Origin of the sequence: Paenibacillus sp. FSL R5-0490, from assembly GCF_001956215.1 — a bacterium.
GTDB lineage: Bacteria > Bacillota > Bacilli > Bacillales > Cytobacillaceae > Cytobacillus.
On the sequence record NZ_MRTQ01000015.1, the window covers coordinates 1 to 22,404 of the forward strand.

Sequence of the window (22,404 nt, forward strand, 5' to 3'; positions counted from 1 at the left end):
CGCTAGCGGAGATCTTAGCGACACTAGAACGCGACTAACAATCAGTGGGGGATAAGGAAAACCCCCACTGATTGAAGTTTCACTTTATGGGACGCTCGAGCGTCAGGATTTCATCCTCCATTGAAGCATATTGCTGTTCCACCACATGCTTTACATCAGCGATTGCTGCATTGTAGAAATGCGGGGCCAAAGACTCCTTAACAAAATCCAATACTCTTTCTGCAGCGAACTCAGATAGATCCTCATCTCTTTCCTCGGAAAAGAAAATCTGGATATCCTCAATCATCTTTTGCTGCTGCTCTTTTGTCACTTTAATAAACACAGCATGCCTTCCTTTCGGGTTGGGATACATGTTACTATACACGGAAATTTCATAAAATGGGAGGGTGGGATTTTGGCGGTTATGCCTCATCCCCGTAGACATCAAATAAAGAGCTGTAGTAATCTTTTACATAAGTGTTACTGTTTGCCTTCTTTTTCGGATAGAGGAAAATAGGTATAGATGACAGGGCAAGAACAGAGCTGCATAATAAAACCAGATAGAATATTCCTGATAGAATGAACATGAAGGATACCTCCTTTAGTAGTTAAAAAAAGCTTAATGTATGAAACGCATTTCATAGCAAGTAAAAAAGTGAAAAAAACAGGTGGGTTTATGGCAAATATTAAAGATATCGCTAAAAGGGCAGGAGTTTCGGTTACAACTGTGTCGAGGGTGCTCAATAATCATCCCTATGTGAGGGAGGACAAGCGGGAAGCGGTCCTGCAGGCGATGGAGGAATTCAATTATCAGCGGAATATCAATGCTGTTCATTTGAGTAAAGGGGAAACCCTTCTTATTGGAGTGGTTGTTCCTTTTACCAATCATCCCTATTTCGGTCTGCTGGTAGAAGGGATTGCCAATGAAGCCATGAAAAACAACTATAAATTAGTTCTTTTTCAGACGAACTACGAGGAAGCCAGGGAAATAGAGGCTCTGAAAATGCTGCAGCATAAGCAAATTGATTCTTTAATCATTTGTTCAAGAATCTGCGGCTGGGAGGTCATTAACCAGTTTACCGAGTATGGTCCCATTGTCTTTTGTGAAGATGCAAGGAATCAGGATGTGTCCTCAATCTTTATCGATCATTATATGACGTTCACTAATGCTTTAGAGTATTTACATAATAAAGGGCATAATAAAATTGGATATTGTATTGGAAGAAGGTCCGGCGCCAACAGCAGGCAGCGCGGAAAGGCCTACGCAGATTTTTTAAGCCGAATTGGGGAGTCGTATAATGAAGACTATATCTTTTATGAGTGTCTGAATTTTGAGCATGGCGAAGAAGTGGTTCAGCGGTTATTGAACATGGATAATCCTCCGACCGCGCTGCTGGTAACAAGTGACTTTGCTGCTGCCGGAATCGTCACATCCTGCAGGGAAAAAGGGATTCGCATTCCTGAGGATCTCGCGATTATGGGATTTGATAACCAGCCGATCGCCAAAATCATGCACATCACCACACTTGAAATCCCGCTGGTGGAAATGGGGAAAAAGCTGATGCTTCAAGCGATAGATAGTGAAAGCCGTACTCATGAGGAAATATCGGTGAAGCTGATTGAGCGGGAGACTGTTTAGGATGGCGGCTGGCGCCGGAGTTGGGCATGGAATCAGGAGCGGCTTCGGACAGAGAATGCAGAAATCATAGTTTTTGAGTCAGAACCTGGAGCAACTTCGGACACAGAAAGCAGAAACCAGTGATTTGAGTCAGAACCTGGAGCAACTTTGGACACAGAAAGCCGAAATCGGAGTGTTTGAGTCAGAACCCGACGCAACTTCGGACACAGGAAGCCGAAAACACAGTGTCTGAGTCGGAACCCAGCCCTGACTTCGGCCACAGAGTTAAAAAATAAGTCTTTTTTCAAACCAGGTAAACACCTAAAGGAAGCCACGACAGAATAATTACCTCCATGCCCGCCAATACTAACAAAAAAATATGGGGATGATGTTACATGGGGTTCGTACTTTTGGTTTTTCTGGCATGGCTGGTGCTAATGCTGTTTACTACTATGAATAAGAAACTTACTTTTATTGAAAATACCTTTGTTTATTTGGCAGCGATGGTCATTCATATTAATTATACGTGGATTGTTTATGAAGAGCTGAATATGGCGGATATTTCCCAGCAGATCTTAAACAATTCTGCCTTTATAATACATAGAAGCATAACGCTTCCAATTACATTAGCAATCACATTAAATTTAGTAAGGACAGGGGATTCGCTGGGTTCAAAGTTTCTTAAAGTGGCGGTTTCCGTTGCTTTCCTTGTTTCTGCTGTGATGATTGCCAGGTATTTTGGAATTGTTGATTATAAAAAATGGAATATTGGCTATGAAATCATCTATTTATTCCTCCTGCATTTAGTGGTTCAATTCTTACTGAAGTATTTTGGGCAGCTTAAAACAAGAGGGGTGAATGAAGCATGAAATTGTGGAAGGACTTCGGCGGCAATGAGATTTATCTTTTGCTCATGATTGCTGCTGCCTATCTTGTTTATTTTCTCCTTATAAGAAGGCCGGACAGACTGGCGAAGCAGATCAGAGTGCTGAGTTTACTGTGGGGCATTGCCATTGGGATCCTTTATGATTTCACCATAGGCGGGGGCAGAACCGATTTTTATAAGATTAATGATCTAAATAATTATGAAGTGACAGATATTTTATACTATATCTTATTCGCTCCATTTGGCTACTTCTTTTTTTACCTTTATGAAAAACTGAACATCAGCAAAAAAACGTTTATAATTTATGTGTTGGGGTGGGCCTTATTTGGTGTGTTTTTTCAATGGGTGTTGACGGCGGCAGATATTATTACCCTGCAAAAAGGGTATAAGCTCATTCATTCTTTCCCAATCTTTTTGCTGACTCAGACACTGACAGGTGTTTATATTCAGGTGCTCAAATCAAAGGAATCACTTAGAGCAGCTGAATAGGCCGCAATGTTTTCATGAAACTTTTTTCTGCTTCTGAACGTATGACTTACTAAATGAAGCGGAAAGGAGAATGAATATGAAAGCAGAAAAATGTCCAAAGTGCGGATCAAATGAACTGGGGAAAGGGAAGCATTCGGGTTATGGGGGCATGTTTCCTGTGGATAAGATGAGTCTCGGTTCTGATATTGAATATGTTATTTGCACCAGCTGCGGTTTTATCATTGAAGGGTATGTGAAGAAGCCGGAGAAGTTTAAAAATAGAATGTAGGAGCATCATGAAAAAATTTAAGTTAAAGAACATTTTAAAGGATTAAAAAAGGGTACGCACTTTTACTTGATTGCGGAATCTGAATTTATTGGCATTAAAGAATATGTACTGCGGACAAAAGATTTATCGTATCGGATCTCCATTAATGAGGCCGAGCTGAAGAGGAATTTTATTTTCATGCCCAAAGAGTAAAAAAGAATGCTCAGAGCATGCCGCCCGGAGCATTCTTTAAAAATTTGTCACCAAATATCCCCGCGTTCTTTCTTCAGAGTCTTCATTTTTTCAACCCATTCGTCTACTCTCTGTCTAATTTCATCACTTTCCGTTTCAGCTGTATTCCGATTTTTTTCGTGCAGCTTCATATACAAATCCTTCATTTGGCCGCTGCGTTCGTAGCCCCATTCACGGAGTTCGGATCGCTGCTCATCCGTGATCCAGCCCTTATCTCCCATAATGGTGACGGCATCCAGGATTCGGTGTGCTTCACGCCTGCCGACTGTAAATAATTGGCGGGGATAAACTTCACCAATTTTATATTCATCCATCATTTCCCAAGGGCTTGGTGCCATTGTAAAAGCCCATGCGAGGTCACCGGCAGACGGAAGCCACTCGTATTGAATGGTGTCTTTCAGATCGTCGGGACTGTCTGCTTTAAAGTACTCCCCGTTGCCGGCTTCGGCTACTGCTTTTAATTGATCCTCGGCCTTGCCGTCTACATCAAACCCAATGATATTTACAGTATTGCTGCTGTTGTTATTTACAAGGTTCTCGCTGGCCTTGACAGGGTCGCCGTCACATGTTTCGGCACCGTCGCTGACAATGTAGATCGTGGTGGAGCCGTCATAGCCGCTGCTCATTTCTGCTGCTTTTTGAATGGCGCCGGCAAGAGGCGTCCAGCCTTTGCTTTCAAATGAATCAACAGCTTCGTGAAATTCCTTCTTGGAATATTTGCTCATAGGATAGACTTCCTCAACACCAGAGCAGGAAATTTCTTTATCAGCGTCTGCTTCAGAGCCTTTATGGCCATAGACCACAAGGGATACATCACTGCTTTGGCCAATCGTCTGGGCGAAACTCTTGACGGCGCTTTTAGCAATATCCATTTTCACTTTGCCGTCTGCCTGCAGCAGCATGGATGAACTGGCATCCAGAAGAATAATGGCCTGTTCTGCTGCCTTTTTTTCTTCTTCTCCGGGTTCTGACTTGGTGGGATCCGGCAGGTAAGGTTCTTCAAAATCGGGTTTGTAGGCATTGGACTTTTCAATAATGTCTTTATAATGTGGACTCGCCAGCAGGGAAACTAGCCCTTTTTTAATAGAGTCTGTATCCTTGGCTTCCTTCGTCAGCTCTTCCAGTTTGGGCGTCATCTTCCGTAAAAGTTCAGGATCAGTTTCCGGTATAACTTCAATGGCTTCAATGTCTTTTTCGTATGTAAGGTTATCCATTAGGGTTCCAGGAGGTAAATTTAGCAGGGTTTCTTCAGAGACCTCCAAATTAATATTCTTAGACTCTGCTAAAATGCTTACCTGCTTTTCTTCTTTCTTTTGCTCTTCTTTAACAGGTGAATCAGCGGCTGTTTTCTCTTTGTCATTGCTGCACGCGGAAAGAATCAATCCGGCAGACAGCAGCCATAGACCATAACGTTTCACAGAAATTCTCCTTTTGTTTATATTTTACTAATAATAGAGTTTAACATGGATAAAGCTGGTTTTGAAGTAATTTCCATATGGTAGGATTTTTTTACAGCAATTTGGTATAGTTGAAGATAGATATTTTGCAGAGGAGGCAGTCCGTTGGAAAAAGCATTTCCGATTCTTGAAACAGAAAGATTAATTTTAAGAGAAGCAACTGAAGAAGATGCAAAAGATATGTTTGTATACCTGTCAGATCAGCTGGTTGTAAAGCATATGGGAATCTCAGCCAGTGAAACTCCAGAGGAGGTGCTTGGAGAAATAGAATGGTATAAATCCATTTATACAAATGGCACAGGAATCCGCTGGGGCATCACCCTGAAGGATTCAGGGAAGGTCATTGGGAGCTGCGGTTTTCTGAATAGGAATCCGAAACATTACCGAAGTGAAGTCGGTTATGAACTAAGCAGGGAGCATTGGGGAAAAGGAATAGCGAATGAAGCCCTTGAAAGGGTGTTGAAATTCGGCTTTGAACACTTGGGGCTTGAAAGGATAGAAGCTTTGATCGAGCCAAAAAATCTCTCATCCCAGAAGCTGGTTGAAAGGCAGGGCTTCACGAGAGAAGGACTGCTTAGGCATTATGAATATACTAACGGGAAATTTGATGACTTGTATATGTACTCCATTTTAAAAGGGGATTTATAAATCGATACATACCAGGAGGATATTTTTATGAACTATAATGGCCGTACCTTTGTTTCTGTGCAAAATACAGAGAATGGTGAAGTTTCATCAAAGACCTTTTTTCATTATAAACAGGATGGAAATATAATATCAGCTAGTTATGGCGGGGGAGAGATCATTCAGGGGACACTGATTGGAATTGCCGATGAAGACGGATGTCTGGAATTCAGATATAACCATGTGAATAACAAAAATCAGCTGCGCGGCGGAAAATGTCTCTCCACCCCTGAAATTTTGGCTGACGGCCGCATCAGGCTGCATGAAAAATGGCAGTGGCAGGATGATGAAGGAACTGAAGGACAGTCGATTATCGAGGAAGTAAAAGAATAAAGCAGGCGGCATGCCAGCCGGAGGGAATTATCCCTCCGCATGCAGCTTCAGGTTCTGTCGGCTTCTTTTTGTTTTTTCTTTGGTTAAGGTAAAGAAGAAAACAAAGCCGATGAATGATGTAATAAACAAGATGGCACCCATTGGAACTGCAGTGGTTTCATCAATGCTCACCAAAGGGGAAACAGCCGAACCCAGCACTAAAGGAAGCATTCCAATAACGGCGCTGGCACTTCCGGCACGATGCCCCTGATTTTTCATGGCCAATGTAAACGAGCTGGTGATGATCATCCCCATTGAAGTCATATAGATAAAAATCGGAATGACAAGCATGAATAGCGGCCCTTTAATGATGGTCATAATTAATAGGAACAAAGTGGCACTTACCGCAATGCAGACCGCTGTCCGGAGCAGGCTTCTTTCTGGAATGACACCTGCCAGGCGGCCAATCAGGAAACTCCCCGTAATGATGGCCAATCCATTAATGCCAAACAGGATGCTGAACATCTGAGGCGAAACACCATAAATCCCCTGATAGACAAAGGGTGTCCCAGACACATAAGCAAAGCTTCCGCCATGTATGAAACCAACTATAAGAGCATACCCGATGAAGGAACGGTCCCTGAAAAGTCCCCCCATGCTTTTAACGGAATTCCCAATCGAGCTTGGGACCCTTTTTTCTGGAGGAAGGGTTTCTTTTAATCGGAAATAGATCACAATGGTAATAAATAATCCCAAAAAGCTTAGAAAATAAAAGATGGATTCCCAGCTTGCGAAAGGAATCAGAAGCAGGGCACCGCCTGTCATTGGCGCGATCATCGGAGCCGTTGCATTAATGACCATAAGCAAAGCAAAAAATTTCGTCAGCTCTTTTCCGCTGAACACATCACGGACAACCGCCCGGGATAGGACGATTCCGGCAGAGGCGGTTAATCCCTGCAGAAAACGGGCTGCAATAAAGGCTGCAATATTGGGTGAAATGGCGCATAAAAGGGAAGATACGGCAAAAAGAGAGATGCCGATTAGAAGCGGTTTTCTTCTTCCATGTGAATCGCTGAGCGGTCCAACAATAACCTGTCCAGCTGCAAGTCCGATCAAACACGCTGTTAAACTCATCTGTACAAGTGAAGCTCGGGTACTGAAATCATCAGCGATATCCGGGAAGCCCGGCAAATACATATCAATATTGAAGGGCCCCAATATTCCTAGCATACTGAGGAGAAAAGCCAGCGCAAGCCTCTCTTTTCCAGTCGGATTGTGAATCATGTTAAACACCTTTCTTTCTATGAAGCTGCTAATCTTTTACATAAATATGGCTAGTATACGCGAGGCAAATGTGGATGTCCAGCGGGGAATGCTGTAAATAAAAAAATCCATGGCCATCTAGCCACAGATTCTTTCATTAGCAATTGCAGATCATCAATACATTGCCATCCGGGTCCTGAAAGTTGAAATAAGCAAAATCTCCAATACGTTCAATTTCCCTCACAATCGAGATTCCCTGATTTTTAACAAAATCGTACGCCTCGTCAATATCCCGGGCAAAGAAATTAAATAAAACGTGACCGGAAGGAGTCCATTTGAAGGATGGATCAAAGGTGTGGTCATCCAGTGTAAGACCAGTTTCAGAGTTCACTGGAATGTTGTATACCGGAGATTTCACATCATCCATATTAAAAGGCAGTCCAAGCAGGCTGCTATACCATTCAGCCGATTTTTTTAGGTCCTTGACATGAATAAACACATTGTTCACTTTGCCTGCGATCGGGGAAGCAATTGAATTCATACTCTCACCGCTTTCATTGTTATTATTTTACATATTCTCTATATGAGGCACAATCCCTTTATTTAATATTTTAGAAATGCGGCAACAGGAACTTCTTTAAATACACAAATCCCGATTAATAGGAAAAAGTTAAAATATATGTCGTATTATACCCCCATAATATTCAGATTCTTATTCGTATTCTATGAATATAATCAATCATTAGTCATGAGGAGAATATTATGAAATCACCAGCTAAGGGAGCCCTAGTCATGGTAATAGCGGGGGCTTTAACGTTTTCTGCTGCCAATGGCATTTTGAAAGCAACTGAACTTTTTTCAGCGGAAAATTCATCTGTTTTAACAGGTATTCAAAAGAAATCTGAAGCATACATACAACATGACAAAAAAGCTGAATCAAAAACAGTGGCTGAAAAAAATACTGTGAAACAAAAAACGGAGGAAAATACTCCTGCTTCTGCAGAATCCCCCAAAAAGGGAGATAGCAATAAGGCAATTGCTGCTGTGCAAACGGATACCGAATTATCGAGCCGGAAACCTGCAGCAAAACCAGTGGTAAAAACGGAATCTGTACCAGCCAAAAAGCCTTCAGCTCCTGAGCCTGCTTCTGCGCCTACAGGAAATAAGACAACAAGTGAACCCGCAAAACCTGTAACCAGCCCAAAAGATTCCCAAGCACCAGCATCTGGCATGGGAGGGAATAGTACAGCAAGTCCTGCTGAAAAAGTTCTCAACCATGGACAGCAGGTTTCCCAGACCGCTAAAGAAAAAGCTGAGAGCAGACGAGCGGAAAAAGGAAATGAAAACAAAGAAAGCAATGGGAAGAACTTATAGACTTCCTGGATCATTAAAAATTAAAGGCCTCTCCCGCGATTGGGAAAGGCCTTTTAGTTTACAGCGGATGATCTTGTGTCACACTGCCTTTACGTTTTAGTTTATTCCAGCCGACAGTTACACCTTTTATGGCAGAGAAAATCGATTTTACCACCACATAGGTCATCAGCTGTTTATATAAAATTCGCTGTAAGAACAATGAGGCCAGTGGTTTAGGACTTTCTTTTTCCAGCCTGAACGCATATAAGGAGGTAAAGAAATCCATCAAGTAAAATAGAACAAATCCAATGGCTGCTTTTTCAGGCTTGGTGCTGAAAAAGGCTAAGATAAACAAAAGATCTGCAATGGGAGAAATCGTTTGATAAACATATTGAAAGAGCCACATGTTTGGAAGGGCTACATATCCTAATGATTGATGTTTTCTGTTAAATAATGCCTCCCTGTGTTTCCAAAGGCATTGAAGAGTCCCATATACCCACCGGTAGCGCTGCTTTGCCAGGCTTTTAATATCTTCCGGCACTTCAGTATAAGCATAGGCCTTTTCTTCGAATTCAATTTTCTTTCCATTGCGCAATAGGGCAAGCGTGATATCCGTATCCTCTGCAAGTGTATCCTCGCTAAAGTATCCGGCTTCTTCAACCTCAGACTTTTTCCATGCACCGATTGCACCTGGTACTACAGTAATACAGTTGAGAGCGGCGAAGGCTCTTCTTTCCAGATTAAAGCCTGTCACATATTCAATATGCTGCCAGTTCGTCAGGAGATTCCCTTTATTGCCGACCTTCACATTACCTGACACAGCAGCCACTTGATCGTCCTTGAAATGGCTGACAAGCAGAGAAATAGCATTTTCAGCGATAAGCGTATCGGCATCTAAAGCTACCACAATTTCCCCCTTAGCTTCCTTGAAACCAAGGTTTACAGCTGAAGATTTTCCGCCATTGGCTTTTTTAATTAATCTGACGCGCGGGTTGTCTGCAAAAGCATCTTCAACAGCACGGGCCGTCTGATCCTTTGAGCCATCATCAATAACCAGTATTTCAAAAGCAGAATAGTCACTGGTTAAAATGGAATCTACAGTTTTGCAGATGACCTTTTCCTCATTATAAGCAGCAATGACCACACTGACATATGGAGTAAATCCAGGGTCAATCTTTGTCTCTTTATACCGCTTAACCTGCTTCCTGGACAGGAAAACAAGAAAAACAAGACGCAAAATTCCTAAAAGGATGGCTGAATAAAACAAAAAGCTGATGCCGTTATTCCAGTTTTTAAGGATTTTAAAAACGGCACTATCATATACAGAATAAGGGTTTTCCTGATCAGCAAAAGGCATGATCTCACTGTCCCTTTTCCCAATTAAGCCGGCAGTAGTTGAAAATGTATAGCCGCGGCCTTTAAGTGTTTCAATAATAATCGGAAGGGCCTCAACAGTTTTGGAGCGGTCACCCCCGGCATCATGAAGCAAAATGACATTCCCTTCTGACAGCTGATCCAATGTTTGATTTACGAGATGATCAACTGTGGCTTCCTGCCAATCTCCAGAATCAATGGATTGGCCGACCATGGTATAGCCAAGCTTCTGAGCTTCCATTATAGGAAGCTGCTCATTCCTTGTGGCCAGTTCCGTATCTGCAATGTATGGAGGCCGAAAAAGAGTCATAGAACGGCCGGTTATGCCTTGAATTAAGCGTTGTGTTGCATTCAATTCCATCCTCAAACGGGAAGGTGTGATGGATGTAATATCTGGATGTGTAAAGGTATGGTTTCCAAGCTCATGCCCCTCATCATAAATTCTTTTAACAAGCTGAGGATGCATCAGCGCATTTTCCCCTACGACAAAAAAAGTGCCTTTCACCTGATACCTGTTCAATATGTCCAGTATTTCCGGAGTGTAGGCTGGATCAGGACCGTCATCAAACGTGAGAACGACTTCTTTTTTACTTGATTTTCCATGGCGGATTACTTCAAAAGGCTTTGGATATTGGACATAGGATTCCTTTTTGATCATTCCATTGGAATCCATTTCGATTGTCCTTCTTCCTTTTTCTGTTTCTGAAGCGATTTTCAATACCTCTCCGCTGCCAGTATGAATGGCTGAAAAATGACTATCAAAGGTACTAAGCACCTGAGATGGTTTTTTGCCTTCATTCCCCTTGTTAAGGAAATTCCAGATCGAAGGATCCTCGGAACCGAGCCGCCATATGGCAATCCCGGTAGAACCACTATTTAGCGCAAGGTTCATCTGGTTATAAAAAGTAGCAGCATCCAAAAACCAGACAGTATGATTTTTTCCATCCAGTTTATATCGTAAGTAGGGGTTTCCAGCTTCCATACTCCAATTGATATGGAGGTTCGCTTCCCTGCCCATCTTCATGATATCCCCAAACGTCATTTCTGCTGCTGGTTCACTTGAATTTTCTTCCCAGTTGTAGCCGTATGTCCCCAGTCCTGCAACCAATTTTTCGGAGGGAATATCAGTTTGATTCAGTTTCTCCTTTACCCAATCTGTTTGAGCGACGGGGCCTGGTGTGCTCATGGCATAGTGCTGGTCATAGAGCATCACAATGACGCGGTCAGCGTAGTTAGTCAAAGAAGCATAATCATAGCTTTCATCGTTCGGCGGAACATCCAATGTCACCAGTAAATCTACCTTATGAAAGGCTTTGTACACCTTACTCATGAATTGTGTAAAATGATCCCTGTCAGAAGATTTAATGGCTTCGAAATCAATATTAATCCCATCGAAGTTATTTGCTTTCACATAAAAAATCATTTCTTCAATAAAGCGATCTTCTGCCCCTGGAACAGTGAATAACCTATGCAGAACATCTGAATCCCATTTGCCGTCTATAAAATTATTTACTAATGGCAAAACCTTGATTTGATGTTCTTTAGCTTCTTTTACAATGGATGTGTCAATGGTGGACTTGACCTTTAGATCTGGTGTAACCTGCATCCATTCAGGTATCAAAGTAGTTATAGACTCTTTGTTTTTCTTGAAAGATATTTTACTATTTTCATCCCAATTGACATAGAATCCATACACTTCTTGATCTTGATTTTCTTGAATTTTGGCATCAGAGTTTGTTTCCTGAGCCCGAGATGCCGAATCCTTTTCATGGAAGGGCTTGTCAATCGGCTCTATCTGTGTGCTTGAAGGGTGCTGCTCCAGATTTAATGCAGGAACCCTGGGAGCCGTATTTAGGCTCTCAATAAAAAATGCTGATATCACTGCAATTAATAGAATGAAGCCTGCAGTCATTCGTTTGATTAGAGACCAGCGCCGTTTAGCCGGATCAAGAAATATAGATTCCTGTTTTCCATCATTTGTTTTCAGCCCCAGATTATAAAACCAGTGGAAGAAAAAATAGCAGACAAGTCCTACAATCCCTCCTAAAATACCAGAAACAACTGAATCGGATGATAATAATCCGCTTTTAAGATTTGAAATCAGCCGGAAATCGTCTAATGGGCCAAAATCCATGTAAGGCAGCTTATGTATGTATGGGATAAAAACAGTAATCAGAGAGCCCAGGAACAGGGCCACAATATTAAGGCGCAGCAGCAGTGAACAAGCAAACAACAATGGAATTCTGTAACTATCCAAAGGTAAAAATGCCAGAAAGAAGCCCAGAGTACTTGCAATCGCTCCTGCAGTACCAGTGACAGGGGCAAACAGAGATCTGACAATCCACCTAAAAAAACGATCCACATTTATTCCTCCCAAGATGTAATGTTAATTATGTAAAAGGGTACGGCTGTACTCCTAAACCTCCATTATTTCTACAAAAAATGACCATCAACAAAAATTTAGGCTTTCACTCTTTGATTTTGGGGGTAGGTTAAAATTTTGCACTGATTTTTTTATGGTAAAACTGGTTAATCATAAAAGAAGCATATTGTAAAGCTGTCCGGCAGTATGATGAAGTAATAGCTATTTGTCAGTTCGCCGGAAGGAGAATCGGAATGGCCTATTATCGGGATCCGCAGTTATCAACAGAGGAAATGCTTACCATCATCCGAAACGGACTCGGCATTTCTCAGGTTCAGAAGAAAATTATTATTGTCGGAGCCGGTATGTCCGGGCTGGTGGCTGCTTCGCTGCTGAAGGAAGCCGGTCATGATGTAACGGTATTAGAAGCAACACAACGGGTTGGCGGCAGGATTTTCACGATGAGAGAGCCGTTCATGGACGATTTATACCTGGATGTGGGCGCCATGCGAATTCCTCATATTCATCCATTAGTTCTTGAATATATTAAAAAATTCCGTTTAAAAGTAAATGAATTTAAGAACACAACACCCCAGGACCTGATCTTTGCCAATGGAATAAAAACGAATCGAACCGCCTATCAGAAGAATCCGGATATGCTGGGTTACCCGGTTGCTCCGCATGAAAAAGGAAAGACCGCGGAAGAGCTGCTCGCGATGGCAATAAAGCCAGTTGCAGATTTTATTAGGCAAAACCCTGCTCAAAATTGGAATATAGTAGTTAGAGAGTTTGACAGATATCCAATGAGTTTCTTTCTGAGGTACAACCCGGTGGGCCCCAGTCTGTCTCCCGGAGCCCTTGAAAGCATTAAAGTTCTGCTGGGTCTGGAAGGGTTTCCGGAGCTGAGCTTTCCGGCCATTCTGCGGGAGCTGCTTCCTTTATTCAGTCCGGACATTCATTTTTATGAAATAGAGGGAGGCAATGACAAGCTTCCAAATGCTTTTTTGCCTCAGTTAAAAGAAAATCTTTATTTTGGCTATCAGATGACAAAAATAGAACAGGATCAACAGCAGGTTACCATTCATGCCAGACATACCTTAAGCCAAAGGCCTTTGGCAGTAATGGGTGACCTGGCCATTATCACGATTCCTTTTTCTTTGCTCTCCTTCGTTGAAGTCGTTCCCCGGCATTCATTTTCGCATAATAAATGGAAAGCCATTCGGGAACTTCATTATGTTTCATCAACAAAAATCGGGCTTCAGTTCAAGCATCGATTCTGGGAACGGGAAGGACTGCATGGAGGGAAGCTCATGACAGATCTGCCCATTCGCTTTGCTGCCTATCCGAGCCATCTGATCGGATCTTCAGGTTCCGGAGTTATTATGGCAAGCTATACCTGGGAAGATGATACGTTATCCTGGGATAACCTTAAGGAAGGGGACCGGATCCGGAATGCCCTTGACAATTTGGCTGTTGTTCATGGCAATCAGGTCTACGAGCATTTCTTAACAGGAGCTTCCCATAGCTGGTCCCAGTACCCTTTTTCGGGCGGAGCCTTCTCCATGTTCAAGCCGAGCCAGGAGACAGAGCTGTACCCGTCTATTCCTGTTCCAGAGGGGAGAGTTCATTTCGCCGGGGAACATACTTCCACAGCCCCGGGCTGGATAGAGGGAGCGATTCAATCAGGCATCAGGGCTGCAAGTGAAGTGACCGATTTGCCAAGAGGCTATTATAAGTGGTCTTAAAGGCTAAATTGCGACAGAGATGTCTGTTTTTGACGTTAAAATGTGCCATTGGATAGGCACTTTTTAACGATTTTCCAACAAATTGTACAAGACAGGTGTAAACGCTTTCAATTATAATTGAAGTATCAGATAGGAAAGGGGGATGCGTTCAGGTGGAACTTTTAATGGAGCAATGTGAACATGGCCAGCAGGAAGGACCTTGTGAAGAGTGTGCCCCCAATATAGAAGGGGAAGAGACTTTCGATACCTCTGATTATGACTATCATAAGAGACTGTGGTTTTAAAGAAAGACGCTTGGGAATAATTTTCCCAAGCGCTTTTTTCATAGTTTCTTTCTCCTCATCCATTGCGTTGCAGCCCATTTGTCGCCAATGACAACAGGTGCTCCGCCATGAAGGGTAAGATCGTTCAAGTTTTGGTCATTATAAAAATATTCAAAGTACACGGCCATGCCTTTTTGTGGAGATACGGAGAGGTTAAGCTTTGGAAAATACGTTTCCCCGCCCTGTTCCACATCATTCAGGTACATCACAAGCGTGCTGATCCTCGGATTGCTTGCTGCTTTGCTGGCCGAAGAGAAGAAGTCAAAGTGTGCTTTATATTCCTGGCCTATTTTATAATTAAGAATCTGCAGCCCTTCACCATGATCTACTGGAATGTTCATGATTTGGGATACTCTTTTCTCGATTCTGGCAACGAGTTCATTTTCCCCTTCTTCGAAAAACGTGCTGCTGCTGGTTCTGAGTTCATCCACTTCAAGGGAGTTGGCAACTTTTGAACGCTGCATGCGATCTTTTGACTGTTGAATCAGCTGGTCACATTCTTCATCGCTCAAAACATTTCCCAGTACCACAATTAATGGTTCTGCGAATTTAGCGATTATTTGAATTTCCCGATCTTCTGTAATAATTTTATTTCCAGCATGATCAAAAATCGTTTGTTCTTTTATAGATGCATCCATTGCCATGTACATCAACCTCATTTATTTAGTTTTCTGAAAATTCAATATATTTTTGCGCTGCTTGACGTATTTCTATTTCTGTTTTTTAACCAGTTTTTCAGCTGGCTGAATTTATTTTACACTCTGATATGAAGGAATTCTATCTTTTTTTTCTGGGAAACTATTAAAAATTTAAAAGAAGCAACCGCATTTTATGGATTTAACGGAATATATTTCAATACATAAGCCAGACTGAACAAAAGGAGATGGACGGTGTATCGAAACAGAGTTCCATACTATTTAGGCCAGAGTCGAAATGGCACTTTTTCCGCATTTAAAAATGGACTGATTATCATACTCGGGGCAACACTTGTGGCTGTATCCCTGCAATTATTCCTTGTGAAAAATTATGTCATTGATGGCGGCATTGTCGGATTGAGCATCCTCCTTTCACATGTTTTTCATGTAGATGTGGGTGCCTTGATCCTGCTGTTGAATCTCCCGTTTTTAGCGGCAGGCTTTTTCTTTTTAGGAGGAAGATTTTTGGTGTTAAGCCTGTTTGCCAGTTCCGTGCTGGCAGGGGAGACATACATATTGGCTCCATTTGAGGAAGTGACTAACCATCCCTTGCTGATCATTATCCTGGGAGGACTTTTGCTCGGAACGGGAGTAGGGCTCATTATCCGTTTCGGGGCCTGTCTGGACGGTACAGAGGTTTTGGCCATTATTTTCAGCGAGCGCCTGCCGTTCACCATCGGGCAATGCATTTTGATCATGAATACTCTACTTTTTGGAAGTTCGGTTTTTTTATTCGGACTGACCGAAGCGGCATACTCCCTTGCTACATTTTTGGTTGCTTATAAAACCATAGATACCATTTTAATGAAGACTTAAACATTTTCGGATAATTTGGTGGGCCAGGTGCATCCTAAGCTTTAAAAAGCTGAAGGAGATAGTAACGTGAATCCATACGAAATAACCGGCTTGATTGTGGATGATGAATTCGATGGGGAAGAATATGTGACGGCAGAATTTCTTCATGAACACAATACCTATAGCATCACATTTAAAAAAGCAGATCTTGAGGTGATCAACGCCTGGGTATTTACTGATGGCTCGTCGCTTCCAGCAAATTTGTCTGAAGAGATAGTCGGGTTCATTAGAGGTGATGTGAAAAATAGAATAGGACTAAAATAGGGGCAGGAAAGTGAACCTCTATTTTTTTTGCATATTATTAGTCATCTCTCAAACAATACTTGTAAATACAATGTATTTGCAGGGAGGGTATTCTATGAGTTATAGCGAGTATTGGGAACGGATATATTTACAAAGTGAAAAGATGAATTCACTCATCTCTTCCTACTGGAGAGAATATTCAGGTTTTGGAGCCTGGCAGTATTGGGTGGTTTTCGCACTTATGGTGCTGCCTCTCGTTATTGTATACCTATCAGTTGACCGGACGAGAATATTTGAAATTTTCTTTTTTGGATATACCGTACATATACTTTGGACATACGCCGACAGCTTTTTGGAGCGATATAGTTATTTTGTTCACACCCATTTTTTATTACCCATGTTTCCCTATGCACTGAATATGACAGCATCAGCTTTACCGGTCGGTTTCCTGCTGATCTACCAATTCTGCACCAACCACAGCAAAAGCTTTCTGCTTTACACGATTTTAGGTTCTGCGATATTCGCCTTCGGATTTGCCACTATTGAAGAGTGGGCAGGTATGGCGCATTTTAACAAGGGAATGAATCAATTCTATATCTTTCTGATCGATATCGCGATTGCTTATGCAGCCTATTTTTTAACGATGTTTGTTAAAAGGATGAATGAGAATATTAAAAGGTGACCAGGCGTGTAGCTGCTTGTTTGCACAAGGCCCGGGGTTGGGACACAGAATGCTTGGGGAGCACGGGGTGAGTCGGAAGATGGGGTGGGTTCGGACATAGAATGCGTGGAAAGCTTGTGTTGTGTCAGAAGAAGGGCTAGGTTCTGACACAAAATGCGTGAAAAGCTCAGATTGAGTCGGAAGATGGGATGGGTTCGGACTCAGGAAGCTCGGAAAGCTCAAAATGAGTCGGAAGATGGGATGGGTTCGGACTCAGATTGCGGGAAGAGCTCAGGTTGAGTCGGAAGAAGGGCTAGGTTCTGACACAAAATGCATAAAAAGCTCAAATTGAGTTTGAAGCTGAGCCAGGTTAGGACACATGATGCGAGAAAAGCCCAGTTAGAGTCCGAAGATGGACAGGGGAATTACATAATTAACGAGAATACAAAGGCAAATCAAAAAAAATCGTCGCCACAGAGCGCCCGTGACGACGATATCTTCAAGTCGAGTCCGAAGAGAAGCCTGGTTTACCCCAAAAAGGCTAAATGTGTTCCTGCATAATAACCAGCAGCCGTTCTGCTGTTACCGGTCGCCGGTTATATTCAAGCAATGGTTGACGCAGTCTTTTTATGGTCTTTGTCCTGCAGAACAAATTGATCACGCCCCGCTCCAATTCCGGAAATCGTAAAGATGGCAGTAATGACCAAAAGCAAGACCAGCGGAACGGTCCATGACTGGAACAGGTCATATAGTGATCCGATGAGAATCGGTCCAGCCGCGGCGAGAAGGTAGCCGACGGATTGTGCCATTCCTGAAAGACTGGCAGCCTGTTGCGCATTTTCAGCACGAAGGCCGATCAGTGTTAAGGAATGGCTGATGGCAGCGCCCAGTCCGATCCCGATTAGAACGATACTGATGTTAGTGATGATGCTATTAACATTCAAAAGCAGACCAGTAATGCCGGCAAAAGTGAAAGTGCCGATGCCTAAAGCGATCGCTTTTTGGTTGGGGAGCCGGTCAGCAAGGATAGGAATAAGAATATTTACAGGGAGTCCTGAGAACTGGAGAACCGTTACCATCCATCCAGCGGAGGCTATATCCCGTCCCTGGCTGTGAAGAATCTCCGGAAGCCAGGTTGTGGTGCTGAAATAGACCATTGATTGCAATCCCATAAATAGTGTGACCTGCCAGGCGATGGGTGAGGTCCACATGGAAGACTTTGGTGCAGAAACCGCAGATACTTCCGTTTTTTTCTTTCCCATTCTGAGCTGAGGAAGCCAGACAATGATGGCAATTAAGATCAGGATGACCCATGCTCCAAGTGAAAGCCTCCAGCCCAACCCGAGTCCCTCAGCAAGCGGGACACTGAACCCTGGCGCAAGTCCCGCAAAAATCCCCATTGAAAATGTATAAATTCCTGTCAGCAGGCCAACCTTTTGCGGAAATTTTTCCTTGACCATTCCCGGAAGAAGAACATTGCAAAGACCTACCCCTAATCCAATTAAAATAGTTCCTATGTACAGCGGAGTAAGCATTCCTGCAGAACGGGCCGCAATGCCGGACCCTAAAATCGTTAACCCCAAAAGAATGCTCCATTCACCGCCAAGCTTTTGGGCGATCCTCGGCACAAAAGGGGAGAGCAGTGCGAAGGCAACGAGCGGCAGAGTGGTCAGAAGACCTGCTGCACCATTGGAAATTCCTGTCTCATCCCGTATAGACCCAATCAATGGCCCGACTGATGTAATCGCTGGGCGTAAATTAAAAGCCACAAAAATAATGCCGGCCATTAGTATAAGGTTTTTTGAATCCATTTTTGCTATAGTTCTCAACTTAAGACACTCCCTAAAGGTATTTCGAACATCCTTCGTTTTACGAAAAGGCAATATTCAGAATAGTATAATTGCTTTCGGATGAAAAGTACATAGCTTTTGGGGGAATTGGTAAAAATTTTACAGGGTGTTGGGGTGAATTTAAAGAAGGTAAGTGGATATACCCTCTTACCTCTCATCCGGAGACTCTACTACTTGGAGAATCTTTGTCAGCCAATTCATATAAAATTCATTTAAGCCCTTATAATGTTCCTGTATCAGATTGGGGATGACCGCCTGGTAGTCATGCTTTACTTTGCTCTCTGCTTTCAAGTCGGAAATCCAGTTTTTTATATGCTCAGCTGCTTCGGGGACTTGGGCTGATTGAACAAACAATAGGGCAGGATAAAGGGATCGCGGTTCTGGCATCCGCTTTTTAAAGACCTCTATGATTTCTTCCGATAGCTGCTTCTTTCCATCTTCAGTTATTTGGTAGACGGTACGGTTTGGACGGTTATTCACCTGCTCCTGCTTTTCCGCCTGGATCCACTTATGCTTTTCGAGCTTGCGGATGGCATGATACAAATTACCGTCCGTAACGGGGAATAGGTGATCCCATTTGTGTTCTAAAATGACTTTTTTCATTTCATATGGATGATATTCTTTCTCTTTTAAAAGACCGAGAATGACAATTTGGATAGACACGATTGGTAACTCCTTTTTAGACAATACCTTTGCTCTAATACAGGATATCATACCCTAATGTCATTTTAATGCAAGCAGCATTGGAATACCAAATGGAAGAGCAGGGGGAAAAGCTGCTGTATCATATTCAGCGCAGCTCCTCCTTTTAAACTGTCCAAACCATCACATGGCAGATGAGGGAACACACAAAAAACTGCCCCGCAGCGGGAACAGTTTTTTTGTTTGTTTATTGTGCAGAGAAACCGCCATCAATAACAAGTTCTGCACCTGTAATATAAGAAGCATCATCTGAAGCAAGGAACAAGACAGCACGTGCCACGTCATCAGCTTCACCAAGTCTTTGAAGCGGAGTTGCCTGAATTAATCTCTGCAGCACTTCACTGGATTCTGACAGGTTCTCGGTCATTGGCGTTTTAATGACGCCAGGGAAAACAGCATTAACCCTGATTCCGAATCGGCCGAACTGTGTGCTTGCCGCTCTGGAGATGGCTCTCACAGCACCTTTTGAAGCAGTGTACGTGTTTGTACCCATGCCAACCATGGCTGTGTAGCTGGAAATATTCACAACGGCACCGCTTTGCTGTTTGACCATTTGCGGCAATACATGCTTCATTCCTGCAAAAGGCCCGAAACCATTGATGCGCATCATAAGATCCCAGTCTTCAATTGTCACATCATCCATATGTTTCTCGCTAGATATGCCGGCATTATTAATTAATACATCGATTCTTCCATGATCAGCAACGATTTCATCCACTGCCTTTTTCCAATCATCCTCTGACATGACATTCAGCAATTTGCCTTCCACTGCATCATTTTGGCTGACAACGTTCAGGAGCTCTTTATTAATATCCGCTGCAATAACATATGCGCCTTCACCGACTAAAAGCTCAGTCATGCGTTTTCCCATTCCTGATGCTCCGCCAGTAACCAAAACAATTTTTTTATCGAATTTACCCATGATATATTGCCCCCTTGATCTATCTTTTTAAAATGCCTATTCAAATATATTGTAATCGATAATATACTTTGTGCAAAGTAATTTGTTTTGGAAAAAAGTTTAAAGTTAATAATGATTAAAAAAAGGATGACCGCTTTTTTAGTGAAAAAAATTCTTTAAAATTCTTCAAAAATTAGTTGTAAAATGCAACTTTATTAACTATACTATAACCAAGAGGTGAAAATAATGGAAAATCTTCGCAGTTTGTTTCAAGTAATGACGCGCCGTTTCGGCTTACTCAATAAAAATTGCTGCAGTGTCGGCGGGTGCGATATTTCCCTCATTCAAAGCCATATTCTTTATGAGATTGACAATCAGCATAACCCGTCCATGCAGCAGATTGCAGATTCGCTAGGGACGGATATTACAACTTTCAGCAGGCAGGTTCAATCTTTAGTGAAAATGAACTTAGTTAAGAAAACGCCGGATCCTGCTGATAAGAGAATCAGTATTCTTTCGCTGACTGCTGAAGGGAAATATATTGCAGGTGCCATAGATCAGCAGATGAATTCTTTTTTACAAGAGGTTTTTTCACAAATGAATGAGTTTGAAAAAGAAACAGTCATCCGCTCAATTCATTTGTTAAATAATGCAATGGCAAAATCCAATGCATGCTGTAAGCCGTTTCAGGGGTAAATGCCTCTGGGGCAAATACTTGCAATTTGCAAGTAAAAATTTATAGGAGAAAAGAGGAGAAAGCATGACTAATCAGAATGATCTTGTAAAGGGATGCTGCACGCCTAAGAAAAACGAAATAGAAAAGAATTCACAAAACAAGGGGAAAGCAAGAGCGTTGCCTGTAGCTATAATTGGCGCCGGACCGGTGGGACTGGCAGCTGCTGCACACCTGACAAGCAGGGGGCAGTCATTTATTTTGCTCGAGGCGGGGAAGCAAGCGGGAGCCAATATCAAAAGCTGGGGACATATTCGTTTATTCTCACCATGGCGGTACAATATTGACAAAGCTGCTGCCAGTTTATTAAGCGCAAATGGCTGGGTACAGCCGCAAATGGAAACACTGCCTACCGGTGAGGAACTTGTTGAACACTATCTAAAGCCGCTGTCCAGTTTACCTGAAATAAAGCCTTTCATTCATCTGAATACAAAGGTTTTGTCAGTCGGCAGAAAAGATACCGATAAAATGAAAACGGCAAACCGGGACGATATTCCTTTTGTTATTCATACTGAGCAGAATGGAGAGTACAAAACATTCGAATCGAGAGCAGTCATTGATGCTGCAGGTACCTGGGGTAATCCAAATCCGGCTTCATCAAGCGGAATTTGGCTGGCTGATGAGAGGGAACTGAAGGAAAAGATATTTTATGGAATACCCGATGTATTAGGGAGTGAGCAGCAGCGCTACCGGAATAAGTGCATTGCCGTTGTCGGCGGAGGCCATTCAGCGATCAATGCCTTGCTGGATTTAGCCGAATTGAAAGAGTTCTATCCCGAAACGGAGATTCTATGGATTATGAGAAGAAATCAGGTTGAGGATGCTTACGGAGGAGAAGAAAAAGATGCACTTGAAGCAAGGGGCCGCCTCGGAAGCAAGATCCATCGATTGGTTGATAACGGGCAAGTGGAGGCCGTTACTCCATTTCGTATCCAGCTGGTCAAAGAGTCGGAAACGGGAATAGAGTTAATAGGCAGCCAAAACGGGAAGCAGATAAGCCTGGATGGAATCGATGAAATGATTGTCAATACAGGGAACCGTCCGGATTTTTCAATCATAAGTGAACTTCGTACTTCCATTGATTCTGCAACTGAAAGTGCAGGTTCATTGGCACCATTAATTGATCCTAATATTCATAGCTGCGGTACGGTTCGCCCACATGGAGAAAGGGAATTAAGACAGCCTGAGAAGAACTTTTATATTGTGGGTTCAAAAAGCTATGGCCGTGCTCCGACCTTTTTGATGGCGACAGGCTATGAGCAGGTTAGGTCTGTGGCTGCTTATTTGAGCGGTGATTTCACTGCTGCAGAAAAAGTGGAGCTGGATTTGCCGGAAACGGGTGTATGCAGCGTTAATTTAAAAAGTTCAATTGAAGAGTCTGCATCATCGTGCTGCAATTGATTCGCTGCTCCTTAAAATG

General features: G+C 42.7%; 24 protein-coding genes. 14 read left to right on the forward strand and 10 right to left on the reverse strand.

What is annotated here, in order from left to right; translation table 11 throughout:
• Positions 1 to 79: 79 nt before the first annotated feature.
• Both BK139_RS13420 and BK139_RS24000 read right to left on the reverse strand, forming a co-directional pair.
• Positions 80 to 322: a DUF2164 domain-containing protein gene (locus BK139_RS13420; protein WP_076259566.1), complete on the reverse strand. Its 243-nt coding sequence runs from the start codon at positions 320 to 322 to the stop codon at positions 80 to 82.
• A 79-nt stretch (positions 323 to 401) separates the two neighbouring features.
• Positions 402 to 566 carry a hypothetical protein gene (locus tag BK139_RS24000; RefSeq protein ID WP_175609117.1) on the reverse strand — a complete coding sequence of 55 codons (165 nt, stop codon included), beginning with the start codon at positions 564 to 566 and terminating at the stop codon, positions 402 to 404.
• A gap of 89 nt (positions 567 to 655) precedes the next feature.
• Between BK139_RS24000 and BK139_RS13425 the strand changes: the two genes are divergently transcribed.
• The 4 genes from BK139_RS13425 to BK139_RS13440 all read left to right on the forward strand — a co-directional run bounded on the left by BK139_RS13425 (position 656) and on the right by BK139_RS13440 (position 3,240).
• The gene (locus tag BK139_RS13425; protein ID WP_076259568.1) at positions 656 to 1,618 is read left to right on the forward strand and encodes a LacI family DNA-binding transcriptional regulator; all 963 of its coding nucleotides are present in this window, start codon (positions 656 to 658) and stop codon (positions 1,616 to 1,618) included.
• A 374-nt stretch (positions 1,619 to 1,992) separates the two neighbouring features.
• Entirely contained in the window at positions 1,993 to 2,466 is a 474-nt protein-coding gene (locus BK139_RS13430) for a hypothetical protein (protein ID WP_076259570.1), read from the forward strand.
• Positions 2,463 to 2,972, forward strand: a complete 510-nt coding sequence (locus tag BK139_RS13435) for a hypothetical protein (RefSeq protein ID WP_076259572.1) — start codon at positions 2,463 to 2,465, stop codon at positions 2,970 to 2,972. Before BK139_RS13430 ends, BK139_RS13435 begins: the two co-directional genes overlap by 4 nt.
• 76 nt (positions 2,973 to 3,048) lie before the next feature.
• Positions 3,049 to 3,240 (forward strand): transcription initiation factor TFIIIB, encoded by a 192-nt coding sequence (locus tag BK139_RS13440; RefSeq protein ID WP_394578959.1) that lies wholly within the window; start codon positions 3,049 to 3,051, stop codon positions 3,238 to 3,240.
• Positions 3,241 to 3,479: 239 nt separating this feature from the next.
• Here BK139_RS13440 and BK139_RS13445 read toward each other — a convergent pair whose 3' ends face one another.
• Positions 3,480 to 4,889, reverse strand: a complete 1,410-nt coding sequence (locus BK139_RS13445) for a vWA domain-containing protein (protein ID WP_076259576.1) — start codon at positions 4,887 to 4,889, stop codon at positions 3,480 to 3,482.
• Between the two features lie 144 nt (positions 4,890 to 5,033).
• Between BK139_RS13445 and BK139_RS13450 the strand changes: the two genes are divergently transcribed.
• Both BK139_RS13450 and BK139_RS13455 read left to right on the forward strand, forming a co-directional pair.
• Positions 5,034 to 5,576 carry a GNAT family N-acetyltransferase gene (locus BK139_RS13450; protein WP_076259578.1) on the forward strand — a complete coding sequence of 181 codons (543 nt, stop codon included), beginning with the start codon at positions 5,034 to 5,036 and terminating at the stop codon, positions 5,574 to 5,576.
• A gap of 27 nt (positions 5,577 to 5,603) precedes the next feature.
• The gene (locus BK139_RS13455) at positions 5,604 to 5,945 is read left to right on the forward strand and encodes an avidin-fold protein (RefSeq protein WP_076259580.1); all 342 of its coding nucleotides are present in this window, start codon (positions 5,604 to 5,606) and stop codon (positions 5,943 to 5,945) included.
• A gap of 27 nt (positions 5,946 to 5,972) precedes the next feature.
• Here BK139_RS13455 and BK139_RS13460 read toward each other — a convergent pair whose 3' ends face one another.
• Both BK139_RS13460 and BK139_RS13465 read right to left on the reverse strand, forming a co-directional pair.
• Entirely contained in the window at positions 5,973 to 7,208 is a 1,236-nt protein-coding gene (locus BK139_RS13460) for a Bcr/CflA family efflux MFS transporter (RefSeq protein WP_076259582.1), read from the reverse strand.
• A 136-nt stretch (positions 7,209 to 7,344) separates the two neighbouring features.
• Positions 7,345 to 7,728 (reverse strand): VOC family protein, encoded by a 384-nt coding sequence (locus tag BK139_RS13465; RefSeq protein WP_076259584.1) that lies wholly within the window; start codon positions 7,726 to 7,728, stop codon positions 7,345 to 7,347.
• A gap of 221 nt (positions 7,729 to 7,949) precedes the next feature.
• Here BK139_RS13465 and BK139_RS13470 point away from each other — a divergent pair, with 221 nt between their 5' ends.
• The gene (locus BK139_RS13470) at positions 7,950 to 8,561 is read left to right on the forward strand and encodes a hypothetical protein (RefSeq protein WP_076259586.1); all 612 of its coding nucleotides are present in this window, start codon (positions 7,950 to 7,952) and stop codon (positions 8,559 to 8,561) included.
• Positions 8,562 to 8,619: 58 nt separating this feature from the next.
• Here BK139_RS13470 and BK139_RS13475 read toward each other — a convergent pair whose 3' ends face one another.
• Entirely contained in the window at positions 8,620 to 12,276 is a 3,657-nt protein-coding gene (locus tag BK139_RS13475; protein ID WP_083675369.1) for a polysaccharide deacetylase family protein, read from the reverse strand.
• Positions 12,277 to 12,530: 254 nt separating this feature from the next.
• On the opposite strand from BK139_RS13475, the gene BK139_RS13480 reads away from it, so the two are divergent.
• Positions 12,531 to 14,021, forward strand: coding sequence for a flavin monoamine oxidase family protein (locus BK139_RS13480; protein ID WP_076259588.1), 1,491 nt, complete (start codon positions 12,531 to 12,533; stop codon positions 14,019 to 14,021).
• Between the two features lie 152 nt (positions 14,022 to 14,173).
• The gene (locus BK139_RS24400; RefSeq protein ID WP_286148787.1) at positions 14,174 to 14,305 is read left to right on the forward strand and encodes a hypothetical protein; all 132 of its coding nucleotides are present in this window, start codon (positions 14,174 to 14,176) and stop codon (positions 14,303 to 14,305) included.
• A 38-nt stretch (positions 14,306 to 14,343) separates the two neighbouring features.
• Here the strand turns inward: BK139_RS24400 and BK139_RS13485 are convergent, their stop codons facing one another.
• Positions 14,344 to 14,988 (reverse strand): 2OG-Fe(II) oxygenase, encoded by a 645-nt coding sequence (locus tag BK139_RS13485; protein ID WP_076259590.1) that lies wholly within the window; start codon positions 14,986 to 14,988, stop codon positions 14,344 to 14,346.
• A gap of 246 nt (positions 14,989 to 15,234) precedes the next feature.
• Here BK139_RS13485 and BK139_RS13490 point away from each other — a divergent pair, with 246 nt between their 5' ends.
• The 3 genes from BK139_RS13490 to BK139_RS13500 all read left to right on the forward strand — a co-directional run bounded on the left by BK139_RS13490 (position 15,235) and on the right by BK139_RS13500 (position 16,819).
• The gene (locus BK139_RS13490) at positions 15,235 to 15,855 is read left to right on the forward strand and encodes a YitT family protein (RefSeq protein WP_076259592.1); all 621 of its coding nucleotides are present in this window, start codon (positions 15,235 to 15,237) and stop codon (positions 15,853 to 15,855) included.
• Positions 15,856 to 15,921: 66 nt separating this feature from the next.
• Positions 15,922 to 16,158, forward strand: coding sequence for a hypothetical protein (locus BK139_RS13495; RefSeq protein ID WP_076259594.1), 237 nt, complete (start codon positions 15,922 to 15,924; stop codon positions 16,156 to 16,158).
• A gap of 94 nt (positions 16,159 to 16,252) precedes the next feature.
• A complete protein-coding gene (locus BK139_RS13500) occupies positions 16,253 to 16,819 on the forward strand; it encodes a hypothetical protein (RefSeq protein WP_076259596.1) in 567 nt (188 codons plus the stop codon).
• 581 nt (positions 16,820 to 17,400) lie between these two features.
• Here the strand turns inward: BK139_RS13500 and BK139_RS13510 are convergent.
• From BK139_RS13510 to BK139_RS13520, 3 genes are all read right to left on the reverse strand, one after another.
• Entirely contained in the window at positions 17,401 to 18,609 is a 1,209-nt protein-coding gene (locus BK139_RS13510) for a CynX/NimT family MFS transporter (RefSeq protein WP_076259791.1), read from the reverse strand.
• Positions 18,610 to 18,795: 186 nt separating this feature from the next.
• A complete protein-coding gene (locus BK139_RS13515; RefSeq protein ID WP_076259600.1) occupies positions 18,796 to 19,311 on the reverse strand; it encodes a PadR family transcriptional regulator in 516 nt (171 codons plus the stop codon).
• 226 nt (positions 19,312 to 19,537) lie between these two features.
• Positions 19,538 to 20,272: an SDR family NAD(P)-dependent oxidoreductase gene (locus BK139_RS13520; RefSeq protein WP_076259602.1), complete on the reverse strand. Its 735-nt coding sequence runs from the start codon at positions 20,270 to 20,272 to the stop codon at positions 19,538 to 19,540.
• Positions 20,273 to 20,497: 225 nt separating this feature from the next.
• Between BK139_RS13520 and BK139_RS13525 the strand changes: the two genes are divergently transcribed.
• Both BK139_RS13525 and BK139_RS13530 read left to right on the forward strand, forming a co-directional pair.
• Complete coding sequence (locus BK139_RS13525; protein ID WP_076259604.1) at positions 20,498 to 20,947, forward strand: MarR family winged helix-turn-helix transcriptional regulator; 450 nt, start codon at positions 20,498 to 20,500, stop codon at positions 20,945 to 20,947.
• A 64-nt stretch (positions 20,948 to 21,011) separates the two neighbouring features.
• On the forward strand, positions 21,012 to 22,385 hold the full coding sequence (locus tag BK139_RS13530) for an FAD-dependent oxidoreductase (RefSeq protein ID WP_076259606.1): 1,374 nt from the start codon (positions 21,012 to 21,014) through the stop codon (positions 22,383 to 22,385).
• The last annotated feature ends 19 nt before the right edge of the window (positions 22,386 to 22,404 follow it).

Excerpts from the sequence above, each read along its gene's own strand:
- BK139_RS24000 (WP_175609117.1), bottom strand. The coding sequence starts at position 566 with ATGTTCATTCTATCAGGAATATTCTATCTGGTTTTATTATGCAGCTCT.
- BK139_RS13425 (WP_076259568.1), top strand. The coding sequence starts at position 656 with ATGGCAAATATTAAAGATATCGCTAAAAGGGCAGGAGTTTCGGTTACA.
- BK139_RS13430 (WP_076259570.1), top strand. The coding sequence starts at position 1,993 with ATGGGGTTCGTACTTTTGGTTTTTCTGGCATGGCTGGTGCTAATGCTG.
- BK139_RS13435 (WP_076259572.1), top strand. The coding sequence starts at position 2,463 with ATGAAATTGTGGAAGGACTTCGGCGGCAATGAGATTTATCTTTTGCTC.
- BK139_RS13440 (WP_394578959.1), top strand. The coding sequence starts at position 3,049 with ATGAAAGCAGAAAAATGTCCAAAGTGCGGATCAAATGAACTGGGGAAA.
- BK139_RS13455 (WP_076259580.1), top strand. The coding sequence starts at position 5,604 with ATGAACTATAATGGCCGTACCTTTGTTTCTGTGCAAAATACAGAGAAT.
- BK139_RS13460 (WP_076259582.1), bottom strand. The coding sequence starts at position 7,208 with ATGATTCACAATCCGACTGGAAAAGAGAGGCTTGCGCTGGCTTTTCTC.
- BK139_RS13465 (WP_076259584.1), bottom strand. The coding sequence starts at position 7,728 with ATGAATTCAATTGCTTCCCCGATCGCAGGCAAAGTGAACAATGTGTTT.
- BK139_RS13470 (WP_076259586.1), top strand. The coding sequence starts at position 7,950 with ATGAAATCACCAGCTAAGGGAGCCCTAGTCATGGTAATAGCGGGGGCT.
- BK139_RS13480 (WP_076259588.1), top strand. The coding sequence starts at position 12,531 with ATGGCCTATTATCGGGATCCGCAGTTATCAACAGAGGAAATGCTTACC.
- BK139_RS13485 (WP_076259590.1), bottom strand. The coding sequence starts at position 14,988 with ATGGCAATGGATGCATCTATAAAAGAACAAACGATTTTTGATCATGCT.
- BK139_RS13500 (WP_076259596.1), top strand. The coding sequence starts at position 16,253 with ATGAGTTATAGCGAGTATTGGGAACGGATATATTTACAAAGTGAAAAG.
- BK139_RS13510 (WP_076259791.1), bottom strand. The coding sequence starts at position 18,609 with ATGGATTCAAAAAACCTTATACTAATGGCCGGCATTATTTTTGTGGCT.
- BK139_RS13520 (WP_076259602.1), bottom strand. The coding sequence starts at position 20,272 with ATGGGTAAATTCGATAAAAAAATTGTTTTGGTTACTGGCGGAGCATCA.
- BK139_RS13525 (WP_076259604.1), top strand. The coding sequence starts at position 20,498 with ATGGAAAATCTTCGCAGTTTGTTTCAAGTAATGACGCGCCGTTTCGGC.
- BK139_RS13530 (WP_076259606.1), top strand. The coding sequence starts at position 21,012 with ATGACTAATCAGAATGATCTTGTAAAGGGATGCTGCACGCCTAAGAAA.